This is a genomic window from Aurantiacibacter suaedae (assembly GCF_005434915.1).
In the GTDB taxonomy this organism is placed as follows: Bacteria; Pseudomonadota; Alphaproteobacteria; order Sphingomonadales; family Sphingomonadaceae; genus Alteraurantiacibacter; species Alteraurantiacibacter suaedae.
In genome coordinates this window covers 421,451-440,646 of sequence record NZ_SKCG01000003.1, presented here as the reverse complement: position 1 = coordinate 440,646, position 19,196 = coordinate 421,451, and the positions used below count along the sequence as shown (strand labels likewise).

The following is a 19,196-nucleotide window of genomic DNA, read 5'->3' as shown; positions in this document are numbered from 1 at the left end:
CAGGCGAGAAACGCAGTGGTGCAGCAGGTTGGCGACGACGAGCCGCTCTCGTTGTCGGCACGACGATCCAGCGCTTTGCGTCACACAACACCAGATAATCAGAGAACGCCAAGAGCACAGCGCGATGGCTGGTAACCACCAGTCCGACCGCGATCTGCATCGTCGGCAGAGCGTCTCCGAAGTCGGCTTATGTGGCCCTAGCTCCCCTACATCGAGAAGGCAGCGGCTCTCCTCGTCAGCGGAAAGGCGGCTCGTCGAATGCGCGCAGCTTGCGGCTGTGCAGGCGTGACCCGGCCTTGCGCAGCTGCGCGACCGTTTCGATGCCGATGGCGATATGCTCGCGGATCGCCTGCTCGTAAAAGCGGTTGGCCTGACCTGGCAGCTTGATCTCGCCATGAAGCGGCTTGTCCGAAACGCACAGCAGCGTTCCGTGAGGCACGCGAAAACGCTGGCCCTGTGTAGCGATTGTTGCTGATTCCATGTCGATGGCCACGGCGCGCGACTGGTTGAAGCGCAGCGCATATTCATCGTGCCGCAGTTCCCAGTTCCGGTCGTCGGTGGTGACGATGGTGCCGGTGCGCAGCCGGTCGCGGACGCCTGCATCATCCTCACCGGTAACGATCGCGGTCGCGCGGTGAAGGGCCTGCTGAACCTCCGCGATTGGCGGCACTGGCATTTCGGGTGAGAGCACCCGGTCAAGGACATGATCGTCGCGCAGATAGGCATGGGCAAGCACGTAATCGCCGATGACCTGGCTCGAGCGCAAGCCGCCACAGTGCCCGATCATGATCCACGCTTCGGGCCGCAGCACTGCGAGATGGTCGGTCAGCGTCTTGGCATTGGAGGGGCCAACCCCGATGTTCACCAGCGAGATGCCCTCCCCGTCCGGCGCGATCAGATGGTAGGCGGGCATCTGGTGGCGGCGCCAAGCGCTGTCCGCCACGTGCTCGTCCATTTCCTCGGCGCGCTCATAATAGGCGCCTCCGGCCGAGCTGAAGGCGCTATAGTGCCCTTCGCTCTGAAGCTGTTCGCCTGCCCAGGCCGCGAAGGCATCGACATAGCGGTGATAATTCGTGAACAGCACATAGCGCTGAAAATGCTCGGGCGGGGTGCCCGTATAATGCTTTAACCGCGCAAGGCTGAAGTCGGTGCGCAGCGCGTCGAAATGCCCTAGCGGACGAACCTTGGCCTGACGCACCGCGCCATCGGCGACATGATCGCCAACCAGCGCCAGCTCGGTGGTCGGCAGGACGGTCGCCAGCTCTGCCGGCCGCACGTCTTCAAGGTCCAGACCGTCAATCGCATAGGGAAAAGGGATTTCGACGCTGGAGGTGGCAATCTCCACCTCGATCTCGTGATCGCGCGTGAGCGCATCTAGCTGGCTGGTAAGGTAACGCCTGAACAGTTCGGGTCGGGTGATCGAAATCGCATAGTCCCCCGCTTCCAGAACGCGCTTGACGGCCCGCCTGCGTGTGGACCCAGCCCTCTCGCCAAGGATGCGGATGCGCAGTTCTGGATAGGCGAAGAGGCCCGCAGCCCGCTCCGCTGCCGTGGGCGCTTTGCCATCTTCAATATAGGCGGCCACGGCGGCGCGTAGCTCGTCAAGCGCCGCCTGATAGCGCTGTTCCAGCTGATCGATGATGGCGGCGGTGTCGATACTCATGGGCGTTGTTCTCCCGAGGGCAAAGGTTGTCTGGCGACGCTTTCGATGACGCCGAGCAAATACACGGCGTACCTTACCCTATCCTTCGCATCGGTCACGATCATGTCGTGGCTCGCGCCGTGCCAAAGGAAACGGCCAGCGAAGGCGCCCTCGCGGCTGGCAGGATCTCCCAACATGTCGCGCAAGCCTACGCCACCGCAGGCCAGCCGCAGCGCGAACCTCGCCGCCCTTGCCCGTTAGTCTCCGACGCTTTCCGCCAGTGCTTCGGCCACGTCGAGACGCGCGCGCCACGGGTCTTCCCCGCCGTGATTACCGTCGAGGCCGAACAGCATGACCGGGCGTGTCGCATCATCGTAAACTGGCCACTGCGGAGCCCCCGCACCGTTGGGATCCCCCGTCTTGGCGAAATTGACGAAGGCCGCGCTCATGGCAGCAGAAGCGGCATGGTCCGCCGCTGTCGTTTCACCCGGGTAGCGCGCATCGATGGTGCGGAAGAAGAACGGAATTTCAGTGGCATGGGGCAGGCCGCTGGCCCATTCCTCGCGCATGACTTCTGGCACGTAGCCTGCACGATAATGCCAGGCCGTCTGGCCGCTGGCGGCCATGCGCTGCACCATATAGCGGGCAGGCTCCACCATCATTTCATCGGCATAAATGGCGGATTGCAAGGCTTCCGGTGAAAGATCGGCATAAGCTGCGCGCGCCTGGTCGGCATGGGCGCCGAAATGCGCGGCAAACACATCGCCTTCCAGCGGAGGGCCGAACCCGATATCCGCCGTATTGGCACCGGCCATGAACGGCACCGGGGCAGCGCCGCCAGCCGCGTAGACCTCGTCGAACGGATGCAGCACCACCATTCCGTCAATCAACGGGCCGGAATGCGGAGCAACGGGCTGCTGGGCGAGGCCGACGCCCGTCGTCAGCACGTCAGCGGGCAGTGCGCGCAAGGCGGCCAGTGCATCGGCGCCCTGGCCTTCCACCCCGGCCCATTCGGCAAAGGCCAGCCCGGCGTCTTCCCCGTCCGGCCCGTCGTCAGAATGAACCGGCGTGGTCGAGCGCAGGCCCGCACGGCCGCCGCCCGACATCACGATGGCCTTGGCGAAAAGGCCGCGCGTCATCGGGCTGGTCATCATCATGTTGACCGAACCGCCGCCCGCGCTTTCGCCGAAGATCGTCACATTGCCCGGATCGCCGCCAAAGGCCGCGATATTGCGCTGAACCCAGCGCAGCGCCGCGACCTGATCCATGTAGCCATAATTGCCGAGCAGGCCGTTATCCTCGTTCGCATCGGTCAGCGCAGGATGCGCGAAGAAGCCGAAACGGCCGAGCCGGTAATTGAAGCTGACCAGGATCACGCCCTGCCGCGCCAGCTCGGACCCATCATAAACCGCAGGCGACGAGCCGCCGTTTACGAAACCGCCGCCGTAGATCCAGAACATCACCGGCAGGCGGTCGTCGGCGCTGGTTCCCTCTGGCCGCCAGACGTTGAGATAGAGGCAGTCCTCGGCAGGCGGCGTGCCAAGCGGTGCAGCATCGGCAGCAAAGGGGATCTGCATACAATCGTTGGAAAATTCGTTCGCCTCGTAGACGCCATCCCACGCCTCCACCGGTTGCGGCGCCCGCCAGCGCAGGTCGCCTACAGGCGGCTGAGCGAAGGGAATGCCCTTCCACGATTCTATTCCGCTTGCCGTCGCTCCTTCGACCTGCCCCACATCGATGGTCACAACCTGAGCCATAGCCGGGGCTGCGAAGGCAGCCGTCATTGCGGCCAGCGAAACAATCGTTTTCTTAAGCATCGTCATCTCCCATTGCCGGACGGCAAACCTTTTCGCTCGTCCGCAAGTCCCTGATCGTGTCGCGCTCCACCAGCCTGTGCGGAAGCAGGACGTCGGCTGTTTGTCGCTTGTCGGCATGGCGATCGATCAGCAAGAGCGCCGCCTGCTGCGCCAGTTCCGCAATCGGCTGGTGAACCGTCGTGAGATAGGGCCACACCGACTTCGCCATAAGGTTGTCGTCAAAGCCGCAGATCGACACGTCGTCTGGGACGGTGAGGCCGAGCTGGGCACAGGCGGTCATCACCCCGGCTGCGGAATCGTCGTTGGTGGCGAAGATCGCGGTGGGACGGTCGGCAACGTCCAGCAGCTGACGACCGGCGGCTATGCCCGCCTCGAACGCGAAATTCCCTTCGGCTTCGGTGATCACGGCATCAGGCGCGATGATCGCGATCCGCTCCAGGAAACCGGTGCGGCGAGCAACCGCTGCGCCATGACGCGGCGAACCGGTGACCAGGCCAATGAACCGATGGCCGTTGCGCACGAACAAGTCGGCCACCTCGCCAGCGGCAGCCGCATCGTCCATGAAGACGGCAGGCGCTCGCCCATAGTGCGTGAAGGGAGAGACGCGCGCGTAGGGCATCCCTTGCGACTCGAGGAAGTCCATCACCGCCGAATTGTCCGAAAACAGCGGGGTGACGATCACGCCATCGAGGCGGCTGGTGCGCAGGATATTGTCGAGACGTGCGACTTGCGCTGCATCGTCGATTTTCGAGCCCAGGTTTTCCACCTGAAGATGATATCCGTGCGCCCGACAGGCTTCGTAGGCGCCCTCCATGAGCTTCATTGAATAGTGCAGCCCGCGGGTATCTATCCAAAGACCCACCGTGAAGCTGCGAACCCCGGCAAGCGAGCGCGCCGCGGGATCGGGCACGTAGCCCAGCTCGGCAATCGCCGCCTCGACCTTATCGCGCAGCTTCTGCGATACGTGCGGCTCGCGGTTGACCACCCGCGACACGCTTTTCTCCGAAACCCCAGCGAGACGGGCGACATCAAGCATCGTTGCACGCTGGGAGCCAGACACGTTCATCGACGTGACCATAGTGCGATCAAAGCACATCGCAAATTCACTTTTCGCCCTCACCCGACTTTTGTCAGCGCTGTCTTGACAGCGCTGACTATTGCCGTCAAGCATGACGGCGAACAAGAAACCGGACCTAAAATAGGCCGTTCATTTGGGAGGATGATTATGAAATACTCGCTTTTGGCGGGGGCTGCCGCTGTCCTGACTTTCGGCTCCGCGCCAGCCTTGGCACAGGATACCCAGCCCGACGACAGGGTCGCACGCGAAGAGCCGACTAGCCGCGACATCATCGTTACCGCCAACCGCATCGAGACGCTGGCCTCGCGCACTCCGATCGCGCTCACCGCGGTGAGCGGCGACGGTCTGGCCGAGGCGGGTGTAACCAACCCCACCCAGCTCGGCGAACTGGTCCCCAACCTTTCGATCGTGCGCGGCAACGGCTTGCAGATCACTATCCGCGGTGTGACCTCGACCGATGGCACCGAGAAGGGCGATCCCTCGGCGGCGTTCAACGTCAACGGTGTCTACATCGCCCGCCCGCAGGCACAGGAAGTCAGCTTCTTCGACATCGAGCGCGTCGAAGTGCTGCGCGGACCGCAGGGTACGCTTTACGGGCGCAACTCCACCGCCGGCGTCGTGAACCTCATCACCACCCGTCCTCAGTTCGATCTGAGCGGCGGCCTGGACCTGACCTATGGCAATTACGACAGCCTGTTCGCCACCGCCTTTGTCAATCTGCCCGTCAACGATACGCTTGCTGTGCGCCTCGCGGGCAACATCGACCGACGCGACAACTTCGTGATCAACGGATCGGGCGACGACTACAATTACGATCCTTACAAGAAGAACGCGGCAGTGCGCGTCTCGATGCTATGGGAGCCGACTTCCGACATCAGCCTGTTGGTTGTTGGCGACTACGCCGAACTGAAGGGCACCCGCGTCAACACCGTGCCGACAACGAATTTCTTCACCGGCGCGGCTCCGGTCGATCCGGCTGGCAACGATACCGGGCCCAACGTGCCAGCCTACTTCGACAGCGACGCCGAGGCGCAGCGGACCAACACCACGATCCAGCAGTGGGAGCCGTACAACAACAACAGCGACAAAGGCATTTCCGCCGAGTTGAACTGGGACTTCGGCCCGGCAACCTTTACTTATCTCGGCAGCTATCGGGAAAGCACGCGCGACGCACACAGCACTATCGGCGGCGGCGTGAACCCGGCGACCTTCGAAGGAGACTACTGGCAGACCTCGCAAGAGGCACGCCTCGCTTTCGGTGGTGATGGCCCGTTTTCGGCACAGGTCGGGGCCTACTACTTCAAGGAAGAGTCGGGCATCGCCTTCTTTATCCTTGATCCGCAGAACCTCGGTTTCCCACCTTTTGCCACGCGCTTCGGCTTCCCGCAGGACCCGACCATCGCCATCAACCGTTCGGCATTCGGTCAGGCGACTTACGAGATCGTCCCCAACCTGCGTCTGACCGGCGGCATTCGCTATTCAAACGACAAGAAGTCGCGCGTGGGCGCCACCGTATTTGACACCACGCCCGGTGCCGTTCCGGGCGATCGGGTGGTGCTGCAAATCAACGATGCGGAACGCACTTTCGACAAGGTGACCTGGCGCCTGGGCGTCGATTACGACAGCCCCGTGGGCCTGCTCTATGCCTCGGTCTCCACCGGCTACAAGGCGGGTGGCTTCAACGACGGCTGCCTTGCCGGGCCGGACGCATCGCCGCAGTGTGTCTACACCGAGGACGAGCTGTTCTATCAGCCCGAAACTATCACCGCTTACGAAGCGGGCGCCAAGTTCCGCTTCGGTGACGTCAACCTGAACGTCACCGGCTTCCATTACGATTACAGCGGCCTGCAACTGTCGCAGATCGGAGACTTCGGTGGCTGCGGCAACTGCCAGCTGACCACCAACGCCGCCGGCGCAAAGATCAACGGCGTCGAAATGGACGGAAGCTGGGAGCCAGTGGACGACCTGTTGGTCCGCTTCGGCCTGAACTGGCTAGACGCGCATTACAGCGACTACACCCCAAGCCGCGTGGTCCGCGCCGATGCGATCACGCTCGACTTCTCCGACCGCCCCCTCGCGCGCAGTCCGGAATGGAGCGGCAATCTTGGGCTGAGCTATACCCGCTACCTAAACGGCGGGGCAAATCTGGTCTTTGATGTCGGCACCCGTTTCAGCGATCGTTACGACCTGACCGACATCGCCAACCTGATCGCTTACTATCAGCCCAGCTTCACCAAGACCGATGCCTCGATCACCTATAACGCGGCCGAAAACGCCTTTTACATCGGTGCTTTCATCGAAAATATCGAGGACGAGGTGGTTCTGACCAGCGCCGGCTACGGTAACCGAGGAAGCGACGGAGTTGCCGCTTTCGCCGATCCGCAAACCTACGGAATTCGAGCCGGTTTCCGCTTCTAGCGCCCATCCAACGGCTCGCCCTCCCCGATGGGCGAGCCGTCTTTTTCAAGGATAACTTACATGCTTACCCGCCTTGGCACCGCCCTCCTTTTAGGAACCGCGCTTTGCGCTTCCGCCGCTCACGCACAGGATCGCCAGCGACCGGTAACCGCGCAAGACATGGATGCCGCCTACGAGGAGGCAAAAACCATCGTCGCGCAGATGCAGCCGGAAGAAAAAGTCCGGCTGACGATGGGCATCCTGGCCCTGCCGCTGGTTCCCGGCGCAGAAATACCTGAAGAAGCCCTCATGTCGGCTGGTTTCGTGCCCGGGGTGCCGCGCCTCGGGATTCCCGCACTCACCGAAACCGACGGCCCGCTTGGCGTGGCCTACGCGCTCGGCCTGCGCGGCGACTATGCCACCGCCATGCCCGCCGGAATCGCCATGGGAGCCACCTTCAACCGTGACCTCGCCTTTGCTCAGGGCCACGCAATCGGGGCCGAGGCCCGCGCCAAGGGTTTTAACGTACTGCTGGCGGGAGGCGCCAACCTCGCCCGCGACCCGCGCAACGGGCGCACCTTCGAGTACATCTCGGAAGATCCGCTGCTGACCGGCCAGCTGATCGGCTGGAACATCGCCGGGGTCCAGTCGAACGAAATTGTCTCCACGATCAAGCACTTTGCTCTCAACGGGCAGGAGACCGGGCGCAAGTTCGTCGATGTGCAGATCAGCGATACGGCAGCGCGCGAAAGCGACCTGCTGGCCTTCCAGATCGGGATCGAGATCGGCCAGCCGGGCTCGGTGATGTGCGCCTATAACCGTGTGAACGGCGAACAGGGCTGTGCCAGCGATTACTTACTCAACAAGGTGCTTAAGCAGGACTGGGGCTATCGCGGCTGGGTGATGAGCGACTGGGGTGCTGTGCCCGGCCTCTATGCTGCGTGGAACGGGCTTGACCAGCAATCCGGCTCTCAGCTCGACCCCGACACGTTCTTCGACGACGAGCTGCTGGCCGCTGCCGAAGCCGACAGCGACCACATGAAGCGGCTCGACGATATGAACGCGCGCGTGATCACCGGCCTGATCGCTACCGGCGTGCTCGAAAACCCGGTTGCCACTGGTGGCGACATCGATTGGGACGCCAATGCCGCGGTGGCGCGGAAAGCTGCCGAGCAGGGCATCGTATTGCTGCGGAACGAAGGCAATGCCCTGCCGCTGGCCGCAAATGCCGAGTCCATCCTGGTCGTCGGGGGCTATGCCGACAGCGGCGTGTTGTCCGGCGGTGGCTCCAGCCAGACTCATCCCGAAGGCGGACCTGCTGTGAGCCGCCCGCTGAGCGATTCAGGCGCCTTTAGCGGATTCATCTCCGAACAATACCAGCGCGGCGCGCCGCTTGACGCGATCCGCGCGCGCAAGCCCGAAGGCAGCGTGCGCTTTCGCCCGGGCCGCTATTCCTCAGATGCGGCCGCGCTGGCTGCGCAGAGCGACGTTGTTATCGTGTTCGCCACGCAGTGGATGACCGAAGGCGTCGACGTGAGCGACCTCAGTCTGCCCGACGGTCAGGACGCCGCAATTGCCCGGATCGCGGCGGCCAATCCCAACACGATCGTGGTGCTGGAAACTGGCGGACCGGTAGACATGCCCTGGCTCGACGACGTGGCAGCAGTGATCGAGGCTTGGTATCCGGGTCAGGGCGGCGCAGAAGCGATTGCCGGGGTGCTGTTCGGCGAGGTCAATCCGAGCGGGCGTCTGCCGATTACCTTCCCCCGCAACGTGGCCCAGCTGCCCCGTGAAGACATCCCTGGCATGCTGGAATACGACCCCGATTTTGCGGGCAACCCGCCCTCGCCCGATTCCAAGCTGTTCACGGATTACAACATCGAGGGATCGGACCTCGGCTATCGCTGGAATGCGCGCCAGCAGCAGGAAGCCTTGTTCCCGTTCGGCTTCGGTCTCAGCTACACCAGCTTTGCTTCCTCCGATCTGGAGACCGATGGAGCAAGCGCCAGCTTCACCCTGCGCAACACCGGCGAGCGTGCCGGGGCGACGGTCGGTCAGGTCTATCTGGTCAGCCGCGATGGCGAAGCGCGCCAGCGGCTTGTCGGCTTCGAACGGGTGGAACTGGAACCCGGCGCCGAGACGACGGTGAACGTCGAGATCGACCCGCGCCTGCTGGCCGACTGGAATGGTGATGGCTGGACCATCGCGGAGGGTGTTTACAGCTTCGCCCTCGGCAGTGACGCCGAAACGCTCGGCCAGAGCGTAGACGTGCAGTTGCCGGAGCGCAGCTGGACAGACTGAACGGGAACTGCCGAACAGACACCTCGCTGCCTGCCTTGCCGAAGCTATTGGGCGAAGCAGGCTGGCGAGGTGCCGGCGCTCGGATCGTTGGGCCATTCGCGTTGCCTGGCGCCTCTCATGCGGGTGTCGCGCAGGCACAGCAACGTCACGCTTCGGTCCTTTAACAGCACATCAAAAGCCACGGGCGGTTCGAGAACGAGATTGTCTAACCGTAACAAACATTCACGCTAACGACGGTTTTCGACGAAAACGAAGAATTGGTCTGTATCACAGTCTAAATGAGAAACGCTTGCAATGAGCTTCCGCAAGGCAACCTTCTTCGGGAGAGAGCAGCGCAAAAGTTTCCGGTCGCCGCCTCGGCGATAACGATTGGGGTTAGGTGCCAGCCGGCACTAGAGCAGGCTGAGACCACCCAGGCAGAACGGCCCAGCAACGCGACGGACGCCAGCAAGACGCGGCCATTCCTATCAACCCGGCGTCGGAAACTTTGCGAACAACGGCTAAACCAATGCCGCAGTCGCCATCAACCTAGACGAAGTATGTGTCGGCGGGCACGTAATTTAAACCGGTCACTCTTGGCACACACTGCGCTCTCGCTTGGCCGTCGCATTGGCTAACAAGCTCTCTATGCTTTTGCTGATTTCGGCTCGTCCATTTCCCGGCCTCAGTCGCCCTTGTGTTCGGGCTTACCCTTGCGTTCGGTGCTCGCCATGTCTTCCAGCTCGTCTTCGCTCATCGAATCGTACATCTCTTTGGATGCACCCTGAAGTTCGCTCACCTTGGTATCGCCACGTTTAGCGCTCAGCGCGGCTCCTGCGGCTTTCTGTTGGGCTTTCGATTGGGCAGGCATCGATTTCTCCTCTCTCTTTCGCTTGTCTGGGTCCCGATCTCAACTTGTGACGATAATCCCGCCATTCGGGTGCAGCACCTGGCCCGACATATAGCTGGCATCTTCACAAGCGAGGAACAGGAAAGCAGGCGCAACCTCGTTTGGTTGGCCCGGACGGCCCATGGGAGTGTTTTTACCGAAATCGTCCATGGCCTCGGGTGGCTGGCCGCCAAACGGGTTGAGCGGAGTCCAGATCGGGCCGGGAGCGACGGCGTTCACCCTGATACCATCACCGATCAGGTTCTCGGATAGCGACCGGGTAAAAGCGGTGATCGCACCCTTGGTGGCCGAATAATCGAGCAGATTTGCAGAGCCCTTGTACATCGTCACACTCGTGCAGTTGACGATTGCACTGCCCCTGCCGAGATGCGGACGGGCGGCCTGCACCATGAAGAACATCGAGAACATGTTGGTCTGAAACGTGCGCTTCAGCTGCTCCTGCGTGATATCCTCGATCTTATCGTCAGGGTGCTGTTCGCCGGCGTTGTTGATGACGATGTCCAGCCGCTCGAACCGGTCTATCGTGGCGGCGACCACCTGGCTGGCGAACTCTTGCCGCCCGAGATCGCCCTGCAAGCAGATCGCCTGCTGGCCTTCACTTTCCACAATGGCCTTGGTCTTTTCGGCATCCTTAGCCTCTTCATCGGCGAAATAGACGATGGTGATATTCGCACCTTCGCGAGCGAACAGCGCCGCAACAGCTCTGCCAATGCCGCTATCCGCGCCGGTCACGATGGCAACTTTTCCATCCAGTCGGCCAGAGCCGGGAAAACGCGGATGCCAATCGGGCTTGTCGTCCATCTCGGCTTCAGCGCCAGGCATACGTGGCTGTTCGTCGATTTCTGGCTGGAATGTTTTGGTTTCAGTCATGGGAGCTGCCTTTCCGATCATCAACTAATCGCTGAGAGAGGATTCGTCACCCCAACGGGAGCGCGGGCAAAGGGGTTTCCCGAATGGTGCCAAACGTGCCTGTCGCACGACGAATGGCGATAAGTTGTTGAGCTAAGGGTCAGAAGTTGGACAATGCTGTTTCGCCACTGCCACTTAGCGTTGTATGGAAACGCGCAGCGGGCTCCCGCACTGCCATCCCCAAAATGCCTTCGCGGCAAGCGAGCCCGAGGCCTTACTTCCTTTCGGCAATCCGCTCCACAACGCGATCACCTCAAGCATCTCTAGACCGTTGCCGTTAGACGGGGTCGCTGCGGTTGAAAAATCGGCTTTCTGCCGAAACATAGATCGGCCCCACCCCTGCGGCCGCGCATAAATCTTCTCTGCATAGCCAAGAGTGCCCAATGAGACGTTGCCTTGAATCAGGTAATCCTTGTGGAACAGACTGATGACGCCCGCCTGCAACGCAAATCGATCATTGATCTCCAGCTGGACAAACGCATTGGCCATGAAATAGCCATCCTGCTCGATTTCCGGCACGCTGCCGGTGATGAACACCACGTCCGACGTTTACACGACCCGTCGAACTGCGGCGTGAGCACGTAGCCATTTAGCATTGTTGATCTTGGCTAATCGACAACCCGCTCAAGCCAAATTCACATCCTCAGTTTCCGCTGCGCGCTACCGTCTCCGCCAAAGATCGAGGCGGTCTTTATCACGGGGCTGAAATCGTCGAGCGGAAGGTCGGAGAGAGCGTTTACAATCGGATACTGGGTTGGCATCTGCTCCCAACTCGCCTGCGTGAAGGCGAATTGGCCTTCCCCGATTTCGGTTGACTGGACTTGCGGTTCAGGCCCGTCCGGAACAGTTATGGTGAGATAATGCGCGTCCGAGTAGCCGGGTTTACCTGTCGCAGGAATATACTTTTCGAACACCATGGGCTTTGGCGCAGGTGCCTGCACCAGAGGCTCGAAGCCGGACGCGCGGAAGTCGAAGAAGCGGTGCCCATCCCACGACGACGTGACCTTCGCGCTTTTCTCTGAAAAATCCGAAACCGAAATGTCAGCGAACAGTTTGGGCCAGCCCAGTTCTTCCCGTCCAGTGATGATCGGGTCAGCCATATTCTCCCAGACAACCGGTACGAAATGACCGGCGCATCGCGTCTCTGTCTCAATCCACTTCGCGGGGATGCGGACCATAAGAATGTCGTAGCCACGACCGGCAAGCCAGCCGATCTTGGAGAAGCTCATGATACAGACCTCGATGCGAGGCTCGCCATCCAGCCTCAGGCCATCATGCAAGAAAGCACCCAACCGCTCCGCCTTTGTGCGCGCGGAAATCGTATATGAGACGACCTCCTTCTCGTACCGTCTGTGACGCTGGTCGGCCGGCAGATTGCGAGGCCCCGGCGCGGGACCGAAGTGTCGCGGCATACGATACTTCGGATCTAGGCTCTGATCCCCGTTTGGCATCATGCGACCGCGTGATCGAAAACGGCACTCACCGAGCCGAGCCGTCGACGACCTGCTGCTCTATCGCACCGAACGTGGAATTGCCGTCCACGCCGCGGCCTTCCATGCGAACTTTGTCTCCATACGTCATGAAGGAGGTGGAAGCAGGTCCCTTGTCACGGATCATCTCGATCGCGCGCACTTCGGAAATGCAGCTGGAGCCGACTTCGGCGTAGTTTGCGTTGGAGACCGTGCCCGATCCGATAATCGTGCCGGCGGCCAGATCACGGGTGTAAGCGGCGTGCGCGACGAGGTCGTGGAAGCCCACGCTCATCTCCCGGCCGTTGGCCCTGCCAAACCATTTGCCGTTCCAGTCGATCTCGAGATCGAGGCAGACCCGGCCATCCTTCCATCCTGCCCCGAGATGTTCGGGCGTTATGGCGAAGGGTGCCATCGAACAGGCCGGTTTGGCCTGCACCCAGCCGAAGCCGGTCTTCATCTCTACAGGCGCGATAGTGCGAAGCGACCAATCGTTGATCTGCACGATCAGCTTGATGTGCTTCATCGCCTCGGCTGGCGTCGTGCCCATCGGCACATGGTCGACGATGACCCCGAATTCCCCCTCGAAGTCGATGCCGTGATCGGTGCTAGGTAAGGGCACATCCTCGGTAGGACCAAGGAAACGGTGAGACATCCCCTGATACATCAGTGGTTTGTCGTTCTCGATGGGATCGTGACCGAGAGCGATCTGCATCAGGTCGGCGTGGTTCTGGAAGGCAGAACCGTCCAGCCACTGCCAGGTGCGCGGCATGGGTGCCAGCAATTGCACCGGATCGAGAGTTTCGCCCTCCCCCTGCTCCAGTCGCTGCGCCAGCAGGGCGAGCGTCGGTTCAGCGGCTTTCCAATCCTCCATCGCGGCAAGCAGACTTGGCAGTTGCGGACCAGCCGCAAGACAGCGCGAGCCATCGGCAGATATGACCACCAACTCTCCGTCAGGTTTGCCGTTTTCGCGCGTGGCCAGCCTCATGCGAGTCCCTCCTCGAAAGCGCCGTCGATAAGGATGAATGCGATGCGGCAGTTCTTGTCCGTCCGGTTTGCCCAGCCGTGATTGGTGCCACGCTGGATTATGATGTCGCCTGCCCGGCAGACAGTTTCGCCTTCGTCAACGATCAGCACCAGTTCGCCCTCCAGCACGATGCCATAGTCCACGGTCTGGGTGCGGTGCATGTGCGCGTGTCGTGAACCGGCACCTGTGTGAGAGGATGCGTCGGCGGCGCCGATTTCTTCGAAATGCGCACGCGCTTCTTCCGGCGTCTTGTTCGCCATGTTCGGATCGTCGGGCGGGATATCGAGCACACGGATGCGCGTGCCGTTCTTCGGCGGAGCCAGCTTGATGCCTTCTTCCGCCGGTTCGCCACTGGCTGCATCGATATGCGCGGGGGTTTCAGTCGTGTTCCAAACCTCGTGGAACATCGGGCCGCTCTCGCCGCCGATCTTTTGGTAGCGTGGCACCGGTCCGTCTTCCTGGATGATCGCCTGGCCGCTCGCATTGTGTCCGGTGACGATGCGCCGGGTTGGTCCTGTCAACATTATCTCAACCTTTTCATCGAGTTATATTCAGCTCATGCCTTGTCGGCTGGCGGAGGCTGAAAGAACAACCCCCGCGCCTTGAGTTCGGTCTGCGCTTTCGCTTCGTGCGCAAGTGCGGCAATTGCACTCGGACGCTCGCAAGCCTTGGCATAATGTGTTTGCAGCGCGGAATAATCGCGCTGATCGAAACCGACGCCGGTTATGCGAAACCATATCCAGGCAAGATAAGCATCGAGAATCGACCAATCCTGCCCCAGCATCCAAGGCTGCGCGTCCAGCCGCCGCTCCAACGGAGCGAGTTGCAGCGCTAGTGCTTCGCCGGCCTTGGCTCGGATGCGCGGAGCGTCGGCGGCATCGGTGGAAATCGTGGGCGACATCACGAACCGGGTCACCAGCGGATGCAGGTCGCTGGAACAGCGGAACAGTTCGGCCAATATCCGCGAGCGTTCCCGTGCATCAACGGGGTGCGGCAGCAATCGCGCCTCCGGGAACATGTCCGCCAGATAGCTGAGGATCGCGCCGTTCTGCACAATTACGCCGTCGCCGGTTTCCAGCGCAGGAACCTTGCCCGAAGGATTGACGGACAGGAAATCCGGTTGGCGGTGTTCGCCTGCCATAAAGGCAATCAAACGTGTATCGAACGGCTGCCCGATCTCTTCAAGCGCGGTAAGGGTGACTCGGGCGCAAGTCTGCGGAGCAAACCAAAGGACAGGCTTTCGCGTCACGCTGCCAACCTCTTGCTCGACCGAGCCTTAATCGATGCCAACACAGCACCGACACCGGCGGCAACAGCATAGACGGCAAGGGCCAGCGTGAGGGTGCCGGAGACATCGGAGAATGCGGCGAGAACCAGAGGAGCAAGGAACTGAGCCAGGAAGAAGAAGCCGGTCCACAGGCCCATCCCCCTCCCGCGCATAGCTGCCGGAAGCGATCGCATCGTCCAGGCAAGCATGTTGGGCAACATCAACCCACTGCCAAAAGAAACCAGTGCGGCACAGGCTGCCAGGATCAAGAGATTGGGCGCAAAAGCTACGCCGGCATAGCCCAGGCTCGCAAGCACAAGGCCGATCGCTAATAGCTTCGGCCCTGCATTCTTGCTTCCCCGATGAAAGGCCAGAGAGCCGAGCGCGACAGCAAGATTGCAGATGGCGCCAACAAATCCGATTTGCGCCGGCGACACTGGCCTCGAAGCTTGCATGATCGGGCCAATCTGGACGCTCACGGTGTAAAACACGATCCCTACTGCGAAGGTTATCGCAGCAAGAGGCAGGATCGTCCGCAGCGGAAATCTCTGCGACCCGTGTACGGTCTCGACTTCGGCCGTCTTCGGTTCGAACAATCCTAACGCCGCCACCAGCGCAATCGGCAGGGCCAGCAGGTAGAGAAGGAACGGCCCCCTCGAACCAAGCACCTCACCAAGCAGGCCGCCAATCGCGATCAGCACGATCGCGGCAATGCTGCCCACCGCGATTTGCGAGGCAATCCACTTTTCACGCTGCTCGCCCGAGAAATAATCGCCGATCAGAACCGTCGCGAGTGTCATGATGACGGCTTCCACCACGCCCAATCCGAAGCGGGCGGCAATGATCGGGAACAGATCGTCTAGGAACCACGGCAAGATGCCAAAGGCGGCGTAGAGGATCAGCGACCAAACCAGCAGCTGCTTTCGTCCGATCTTGTCCGCAAGCCACCCCGCCAGCGGCGAGAACAAGGCGACACACAGCGCTGGAATGGTGAGTGCCATCGGCACCAGAAACTCGCTGTTGGGCACATTCGCAAATTCGCCCAACAGCAAGGGCAGGACAGGGATGAGGGACACGATCGCCATGATCGGCAACACAGCGGTTGCCAGCAGGATGAAGCCTTGGCGCTTTCCTGCCTCGCGCGCCTCGTGTTTGTCGATCATGGCGTAAGGTCCTCTCCCAGCCATTGCGCTATGCGGTATGGCCGCCCAGCGTTTCGGCGAACCAGTCCGCAATCAGGCTGCAGCCATAGCTCATATTGTCGGCGCCGACATGCTCCACCCCGCCCTCGCGTTCGGTGAAGATCACCTTCTCGCGGCGCGGCGAGTTGACGAGCTGGTCGTAGAGATCGTCGGCGTATTTGGGGTTGATCTGCCGGTCATGCGCGCCGTGAGTGACGAGGAAGGGCACCTTGATCCGGTCCATGTGACCGTTGAGGTTCATGTCAGTCGACTTCTCCAGGAAATCGTCCTGATCCTTCGCGCCAAATGCCCAGTGAACGTGTGCCCAGTAATGCGGGACGGGGTTCTCGCCTTCGCGTTCCATCCGCTTGTCCTGCACCTCACGCCAGTTGTGGTTCGCGCCCCATACGGCTCCGCTGGCAAATCGCGGTTCGTAGGCAACCGCGCGCGGGGCAAAGTGCCCGCCCAGCGAGATACCGGTCATGCCAATGCGGGCGTTATCGACTTCCGGCTGCTGTTCGAGCCAGTCGACCGCCTTGCTGGCCCAGCTTTCGGAATGCGGATCGACGGGGAGGTTCTGCAGACGCAGCGCCTCTCCAGTGCCGGGCTGATCGACGCAGAGTGTCGAAATACCACGGCGCGCCAGCGCTTCTGGCAAGCGAGACCAGTAAAGCAGCTCCTTGGAGCTATCGAGGCCGTTGCAATAGACCACGCAGGGCCGCTCCCCCTCGCCCGGCGCGCGGGTGAACAGCGCCGACATCGTCCCCTTCTCGAGCGGAATTTCCACGCGCTCGCGATTGATGTTGCCTAGCTGGGTAGAGCGATCGAAAGTCTCGCGAGCGAGAGCGTAGGTTTCCTCGCGGCCCTTGGTGCCGTGGCCCTGCATCCGCTCGGCCACCAGCAGGTAAAGCGAGGCGCGTTCCATCTTGTCGGAAGCTGAGAAGGCGCGGCCCTTCTCCTCATCCTCCTTCGCCAGTTCGAGCAGCTTGTGGCCCATTGCGGCCCAGGCCCGCATAAATTCGGGCGTGCCGGCATCGGCGCCGTTGTCAGCCGCATCGAGGATCGGCTGGCACATGTCGACGATCTCGCCGATGCGCCCGCCGCTTTCCATCGCGATGGCGACACTGAGGTTCCAGATATAGTTCTTGAAAGGAGAGTAAAGTGCCACGCGATCAAACCTCCGCCGGCTTGAAGAGACAGGGATCGGGCGCCGCTTTGGGCATGGTCTGCGGGCCACCCACGCCGATGCCCCACTGGTCCATGACCCGCGGCTCCGGCTTGTATACGGTCGGCTCCCAAGTTTCGAAATCGACCTCCTCCAGCTCGGCGGTGTATTCCACTGCGAACCCGCCCGGCGTGCAGAAATAGCTGAAGGTGTTGTCGCCCGCGGTATGGCGTCCCGGCCCCCACTTGATGTCGATGTCGCGCTGCTTGAGGCGCGAGACCCCGCGCAGCATGTCATCCGCGCCCAGCATATCGTAGGCAACGTGGTTCAGGCAGGGCGGCCCCGGCAGCAAGGCGACGCGGTGGTGCGCGCTGTTGCAGCGCAGGAAGCACATGAAGTCGCCCAGCCAGTCGCTGACCTTGAAACCCAGCACATCGGTGAAGAACTTAACCGCCGCCTGGTGATCGGGCGAATGCAGCACGATGTGGCTGATCTTCACCGGCAGGCCCTCCCACCGCTCCATGGCGCGCTTGTCGAGCTTCTCGACATCGGCCGAAATCTCGAACGGAAGGCCGTCGGGGGAGAAGAAGCGGAAGCCATAGCCGCCGCCCGGCCCGTCGATTGCGCGCGGCTCGTGAACGATCTTGCAGCCTGCTTCGGAAACCTTGGTGTGCAGGTTGTCGACATCGTCCCGGCTGTCCGCCGCCAGCGCGATCACCTCGATGCAATTGGTGCCGGTGTCGTGCAGGCGCACGACGTGGTGTTCGTCATGCCCATGGGTCTTGAACCAGGCCATGCCGTCTGCATCGGCGACCTCAACGAGGCCCCAGTCCTCGGCATAGAACTTGCGCTCGGCGTCGAAGTTCTCGACGCCATATCCGACGTAGCGGATTTCAGTTACTCGGCTCATTACTAAGTCCCTCGATAGAATGAAGTTCAGATCGGCTCCGCGGTGATTTCGAACATCTCCGCGGTGGCCTTGTGGTTATCGACTGCCGGGCCCTTGCCCAGCTGCCCGTGACAGATGGCGAGCGAGCTCTCGACGATGTACTTGCAGCGCTCGAAACGGCGCTCGCGGTAGGCTTCGAAGGCCTGTTGCGGCGTGTCCGCCTTCGCCAGCTCTTCAGCCAGCACGATGCTGTCCTCGATTGCCATGCCGGCGCCCTGCCCCAGATGTGGTGTCGTGGCGTGGACGGCATCGCCGAGCAGCACCACCCGGCCCTTGCTCCATGGGCCATAAAGCATCATGCCTTCGAGCGGGCGATAGACCACGCCCTCATCGTCGGTAATCGCTTCTGCCATTTCGCGGATCGTGGGCGCAGTATTTGCCAGCTTCTCGCGCATGATCTTTGCCAGCCCCTGCTTGTCGTACCACGGATTGCCGGGCTCCGGCGTTGTCACATACATGTACATGAGCTCAGAGCTGATCGGCACAAGGCCAATCCCGGTCGGGCCGTTATAGACATGCAGTGAATCGAGATCGGCCGGGCGCGGCAAATTGTAGCGCCACACAGCCTGCCCGGTGTATTCGGGCTTTTCGGCGTCGGGCATGACCTTGTGCCGGGTATCCGAATAGACGCCATCGGCGCCGATCACGATGTCGTAACGCCCCTCGCTGCCATCGGAGAAGCGGACCGTGACGCCCTCGCCATCGTCATCGATACTCTCGGCGGTTACACCGAGGCGAACGTCCGCCCCTGCTGCGATCGTGCGATCGCCCAGCACCTTGTGCAGCGCGGGGCGACCGATGCCGACATTGGCGGGATAGCCCTCCACCAGCCGCGGGCTCGGCACCTTGGCGACCTGCGTTCCGTCTGGCGCGTGGATGGCAACGAAATCGAAGCCGACCGCTGCATCCATGTAATCGTCGAGCAAGTCGAGCGCCTTCATGGCACGCAGGACATTGCTCTGCTGGATGATCCCCACGCCGTATACGGCCCACTCAGGATCCTTCTCGATCACGGTGACCGAATGGCCATCGCGGCGCAGCGCAATCGCCGAGGTCAACCCGCCGATGCCGCCGCCAATGATTAGTATGTCGAGGTTTTTCATAA

The 19,196-nt window shown here is 61.7% G+C and carries 16 protein-coding genes; 2 read left to right on the top strand and 14 right to left on the bottom strand.

Going from position 1 to position 19,196, the window contains the following annotated elements; translation table 11 throughout:
- Positions 1–235 precede the first annotated feature (235 nt).
- The 3 genes from E0473_RS13050 to E0473_RS13040 all read right to left on the bottom strand — a co-directional run bounded on the left by E0473_RS13050 (position 236) and on the right by E0473_RS13040 (position 4,525).
- A complete protein-coding gene (locus tag E0473_RS13050) occupies positions 236–1,663 on the bottom strand; it encodes an AMP nucleosidase (protein ID WP_137681316.1) in 1,428 nt (475 codons plus the stop codon).
- Positions 1,664–1,899: 236 nt separating this feature from the next.
- Positions 1,900–3,459: a carboxylesterase/lipase family protein gene (locus tag E0473_RS13045; protein ID WP_206663448.1), complete on the bottom strand. Its 1,560-nt coding sequence runs from the start codon at positions 3,457–3,459 to the stop codon at positions 1,900–1,902.
- Complete coding sequence (locus E0473_RS13040; protein ID WP_161981607.1) at positions 3,452–4,525, bottom strand: LacI family DNA-binding transcriptional regulator; 1,074 nt, start codon at positions 4,523–4,525, stop codon at positions 3,452–3,454. Before E0473_RS13040 ends, E0473_RS13045 begins: the two co-directional genes overlap by 8 nt.
- 159 nt (positions 4,526–4,684) lie before the next feature.
- Here E0473_RS13040 and E0473_RS13035 point away from each other — a divergent pair, with 159 nt between their 5' ends.
- On the top strand, positions 4,685–6,955 hold the full coding sequence (locus E0473_RS13035) for a TonB-dependent receptor (RefSeq protein ID WP_241657505.1): 2,271 nt from the start codon (positions 4,685–4,687) through the stop codon (positions 6,953–6,955).
- A 159-nt stretch (positions 6,956–7,114) separates the two neighbouring features.
- Positions 7,115–9,235, top strand: a complete 2,121-nt coding sequence (locus E0473_RS13030) for a beta-glucosidase family protein (protein ID WP_241657504.1) — start codon at positions 7,115–7,117, stop codon at positions 9,233–9,235.
- Positions 9,236–9,899: 664 nt separating this feature from the next.
- Here E0473_RS13030 and E0473_RS13025 read toward each other — a convergent pair.
- The 11 genes from E0473_RS13025 to E0473_RS12975 form a co-directional block, all read right to left on the bottom strand.
- Complete coding sequence (locus E0473_RS13025) at positions 9,900–10,085, bottom strand: DUF3008 family protein (RefSeq protein ID WP_137681311.1); 186 nt, start codon at positions 10,083–10,085, stop codon at positions 9,900–9,902.
- Between the two features lie 39 nt (positions 10,086–10,124).
- Positions 10,125–10,994, bottom strand: a complete 870-nt coding sequence (locus tag E0473_RS13020) for an SDR family oxidoreductase (RefSeq protein ID WP_137681310.1) — start codon at positions 10,992–10,994, stop codon at positions 10,125–10,127.
- A 174-nt stretch (positions 10,995–11,168) separates the two neighbouring features.
- Positions 11,169–11,573 (bottom strand): hypothetical protein, encoded by a 405-nt coding sequence (locus tag E0473_RS13015; RefSeq protein ID WP_137681309.1) that lies wholly within the window; start codon positions 11,571–11,573, stop codon positions 11,169–11,171.
- A 95-nt stretch (positions 11,574–11,668) separates the two neighbouring features.
- The gene (locus E0473_RS13010; RefSeq protein ID WP_161981606.1) at positions 11,669–12,445 is read right to left on the bottom strand and encodes an acetoacetate decarboxylase family protein; all 777 of its coding nucleotides are present in this window, start codon (positions 12,443–12,445) and stop codon (positions 11,669–11,671) included.
- A 67-nt stretch (positions 12,446–12,512) separates the two neighbouring features.
- Complete coding sequence (locus E0473_RS13005; RefSeq protein WP_137681307.1) at positions 12,513–13,490, bottom strand: fumarylacetoacetate hydrolase family protein; 978 nt, start codon at positions 13,488–13,490, stop codon at positions 12,513–12,515.
- The gene (locus tag E0473_RS13000) at positions 13,487–14,053 is read right to left on the bottom strand and encodes a cupin domain-containing protein (RefSeq protein ID WP_137681306.1); all 567 of its coding nucleotides are present in this window, start codon (positions 14,051–14,053) and stop codon (positions 13,487–13,489) included. The genes E0473_RS13005 and E0473_RS13000 overlap by 4 nt, the downstream gene beginning before the upstream one ends.
- A 32-nt stretch (positions 14,054–14,085) precedes the next feature.
- Positions 14,086–14,778, bottom strand: coding sequence for a glutathione S-transferase family protein (locus E0473_RS12995; protein ID WP_137681305.1), 693 nt, complete (start codon positions 14,776–14,778; stop codon positions 14,086–14,088).
- Positions 14,775–15,959 carry an MFS transporter gene (locus E0473_RS12990; protein WP_137681304.1) on the bottom strand — a complete coding sequence of 395 codons (1,185 nt, stop codon included), beginning with the start codon at positions 15,957–15,959 and terminating at the stop codon, positions 14,775–14,777. The genes E0473_RS12995 and E0473_RS12990 overlap by 4 nt, the downstream gene beginning before the upstream one ends.
- A gap of 28 nt (positions 15,960–15,987) precedes the next feature.
- Positions 15,988–17,145: an alpha/beta hydrolase family protein gene (locus E0473_RS12985; RefSeq protein ID WP_137681303.1), complete on the bottom strand. Its 1,158-nt coding sequence runs from the start codon at positions 17,143–17,145 to the stop codon at positions 15,988–15,990.
- A gap of 4 nt (positions 17,146–17,149) precedes the next feature.
- A complete protein-coding gene (locus tag E0473_RS12980) occupies positions 17,150–18,052 on the bottom strand; it encodes a VOC family protein (protein ID WP_137681302.1) in 903 nt (300 codons plus the stop codon).
- Between the two features lie 26 nt (positions 18,053–18,078).
- Entirely contained in the window at positions 18,079–19,194 is a 1,116-nt protein-coding gene (locus E0473_RS12975; RefSeq protein WP_137681301.1) for an FAD-dependent oxidoreductase, read from the bottom strand.
- Between the last annotated feature and the right edge of the window lie 2 nt (positions 19,195–19,196).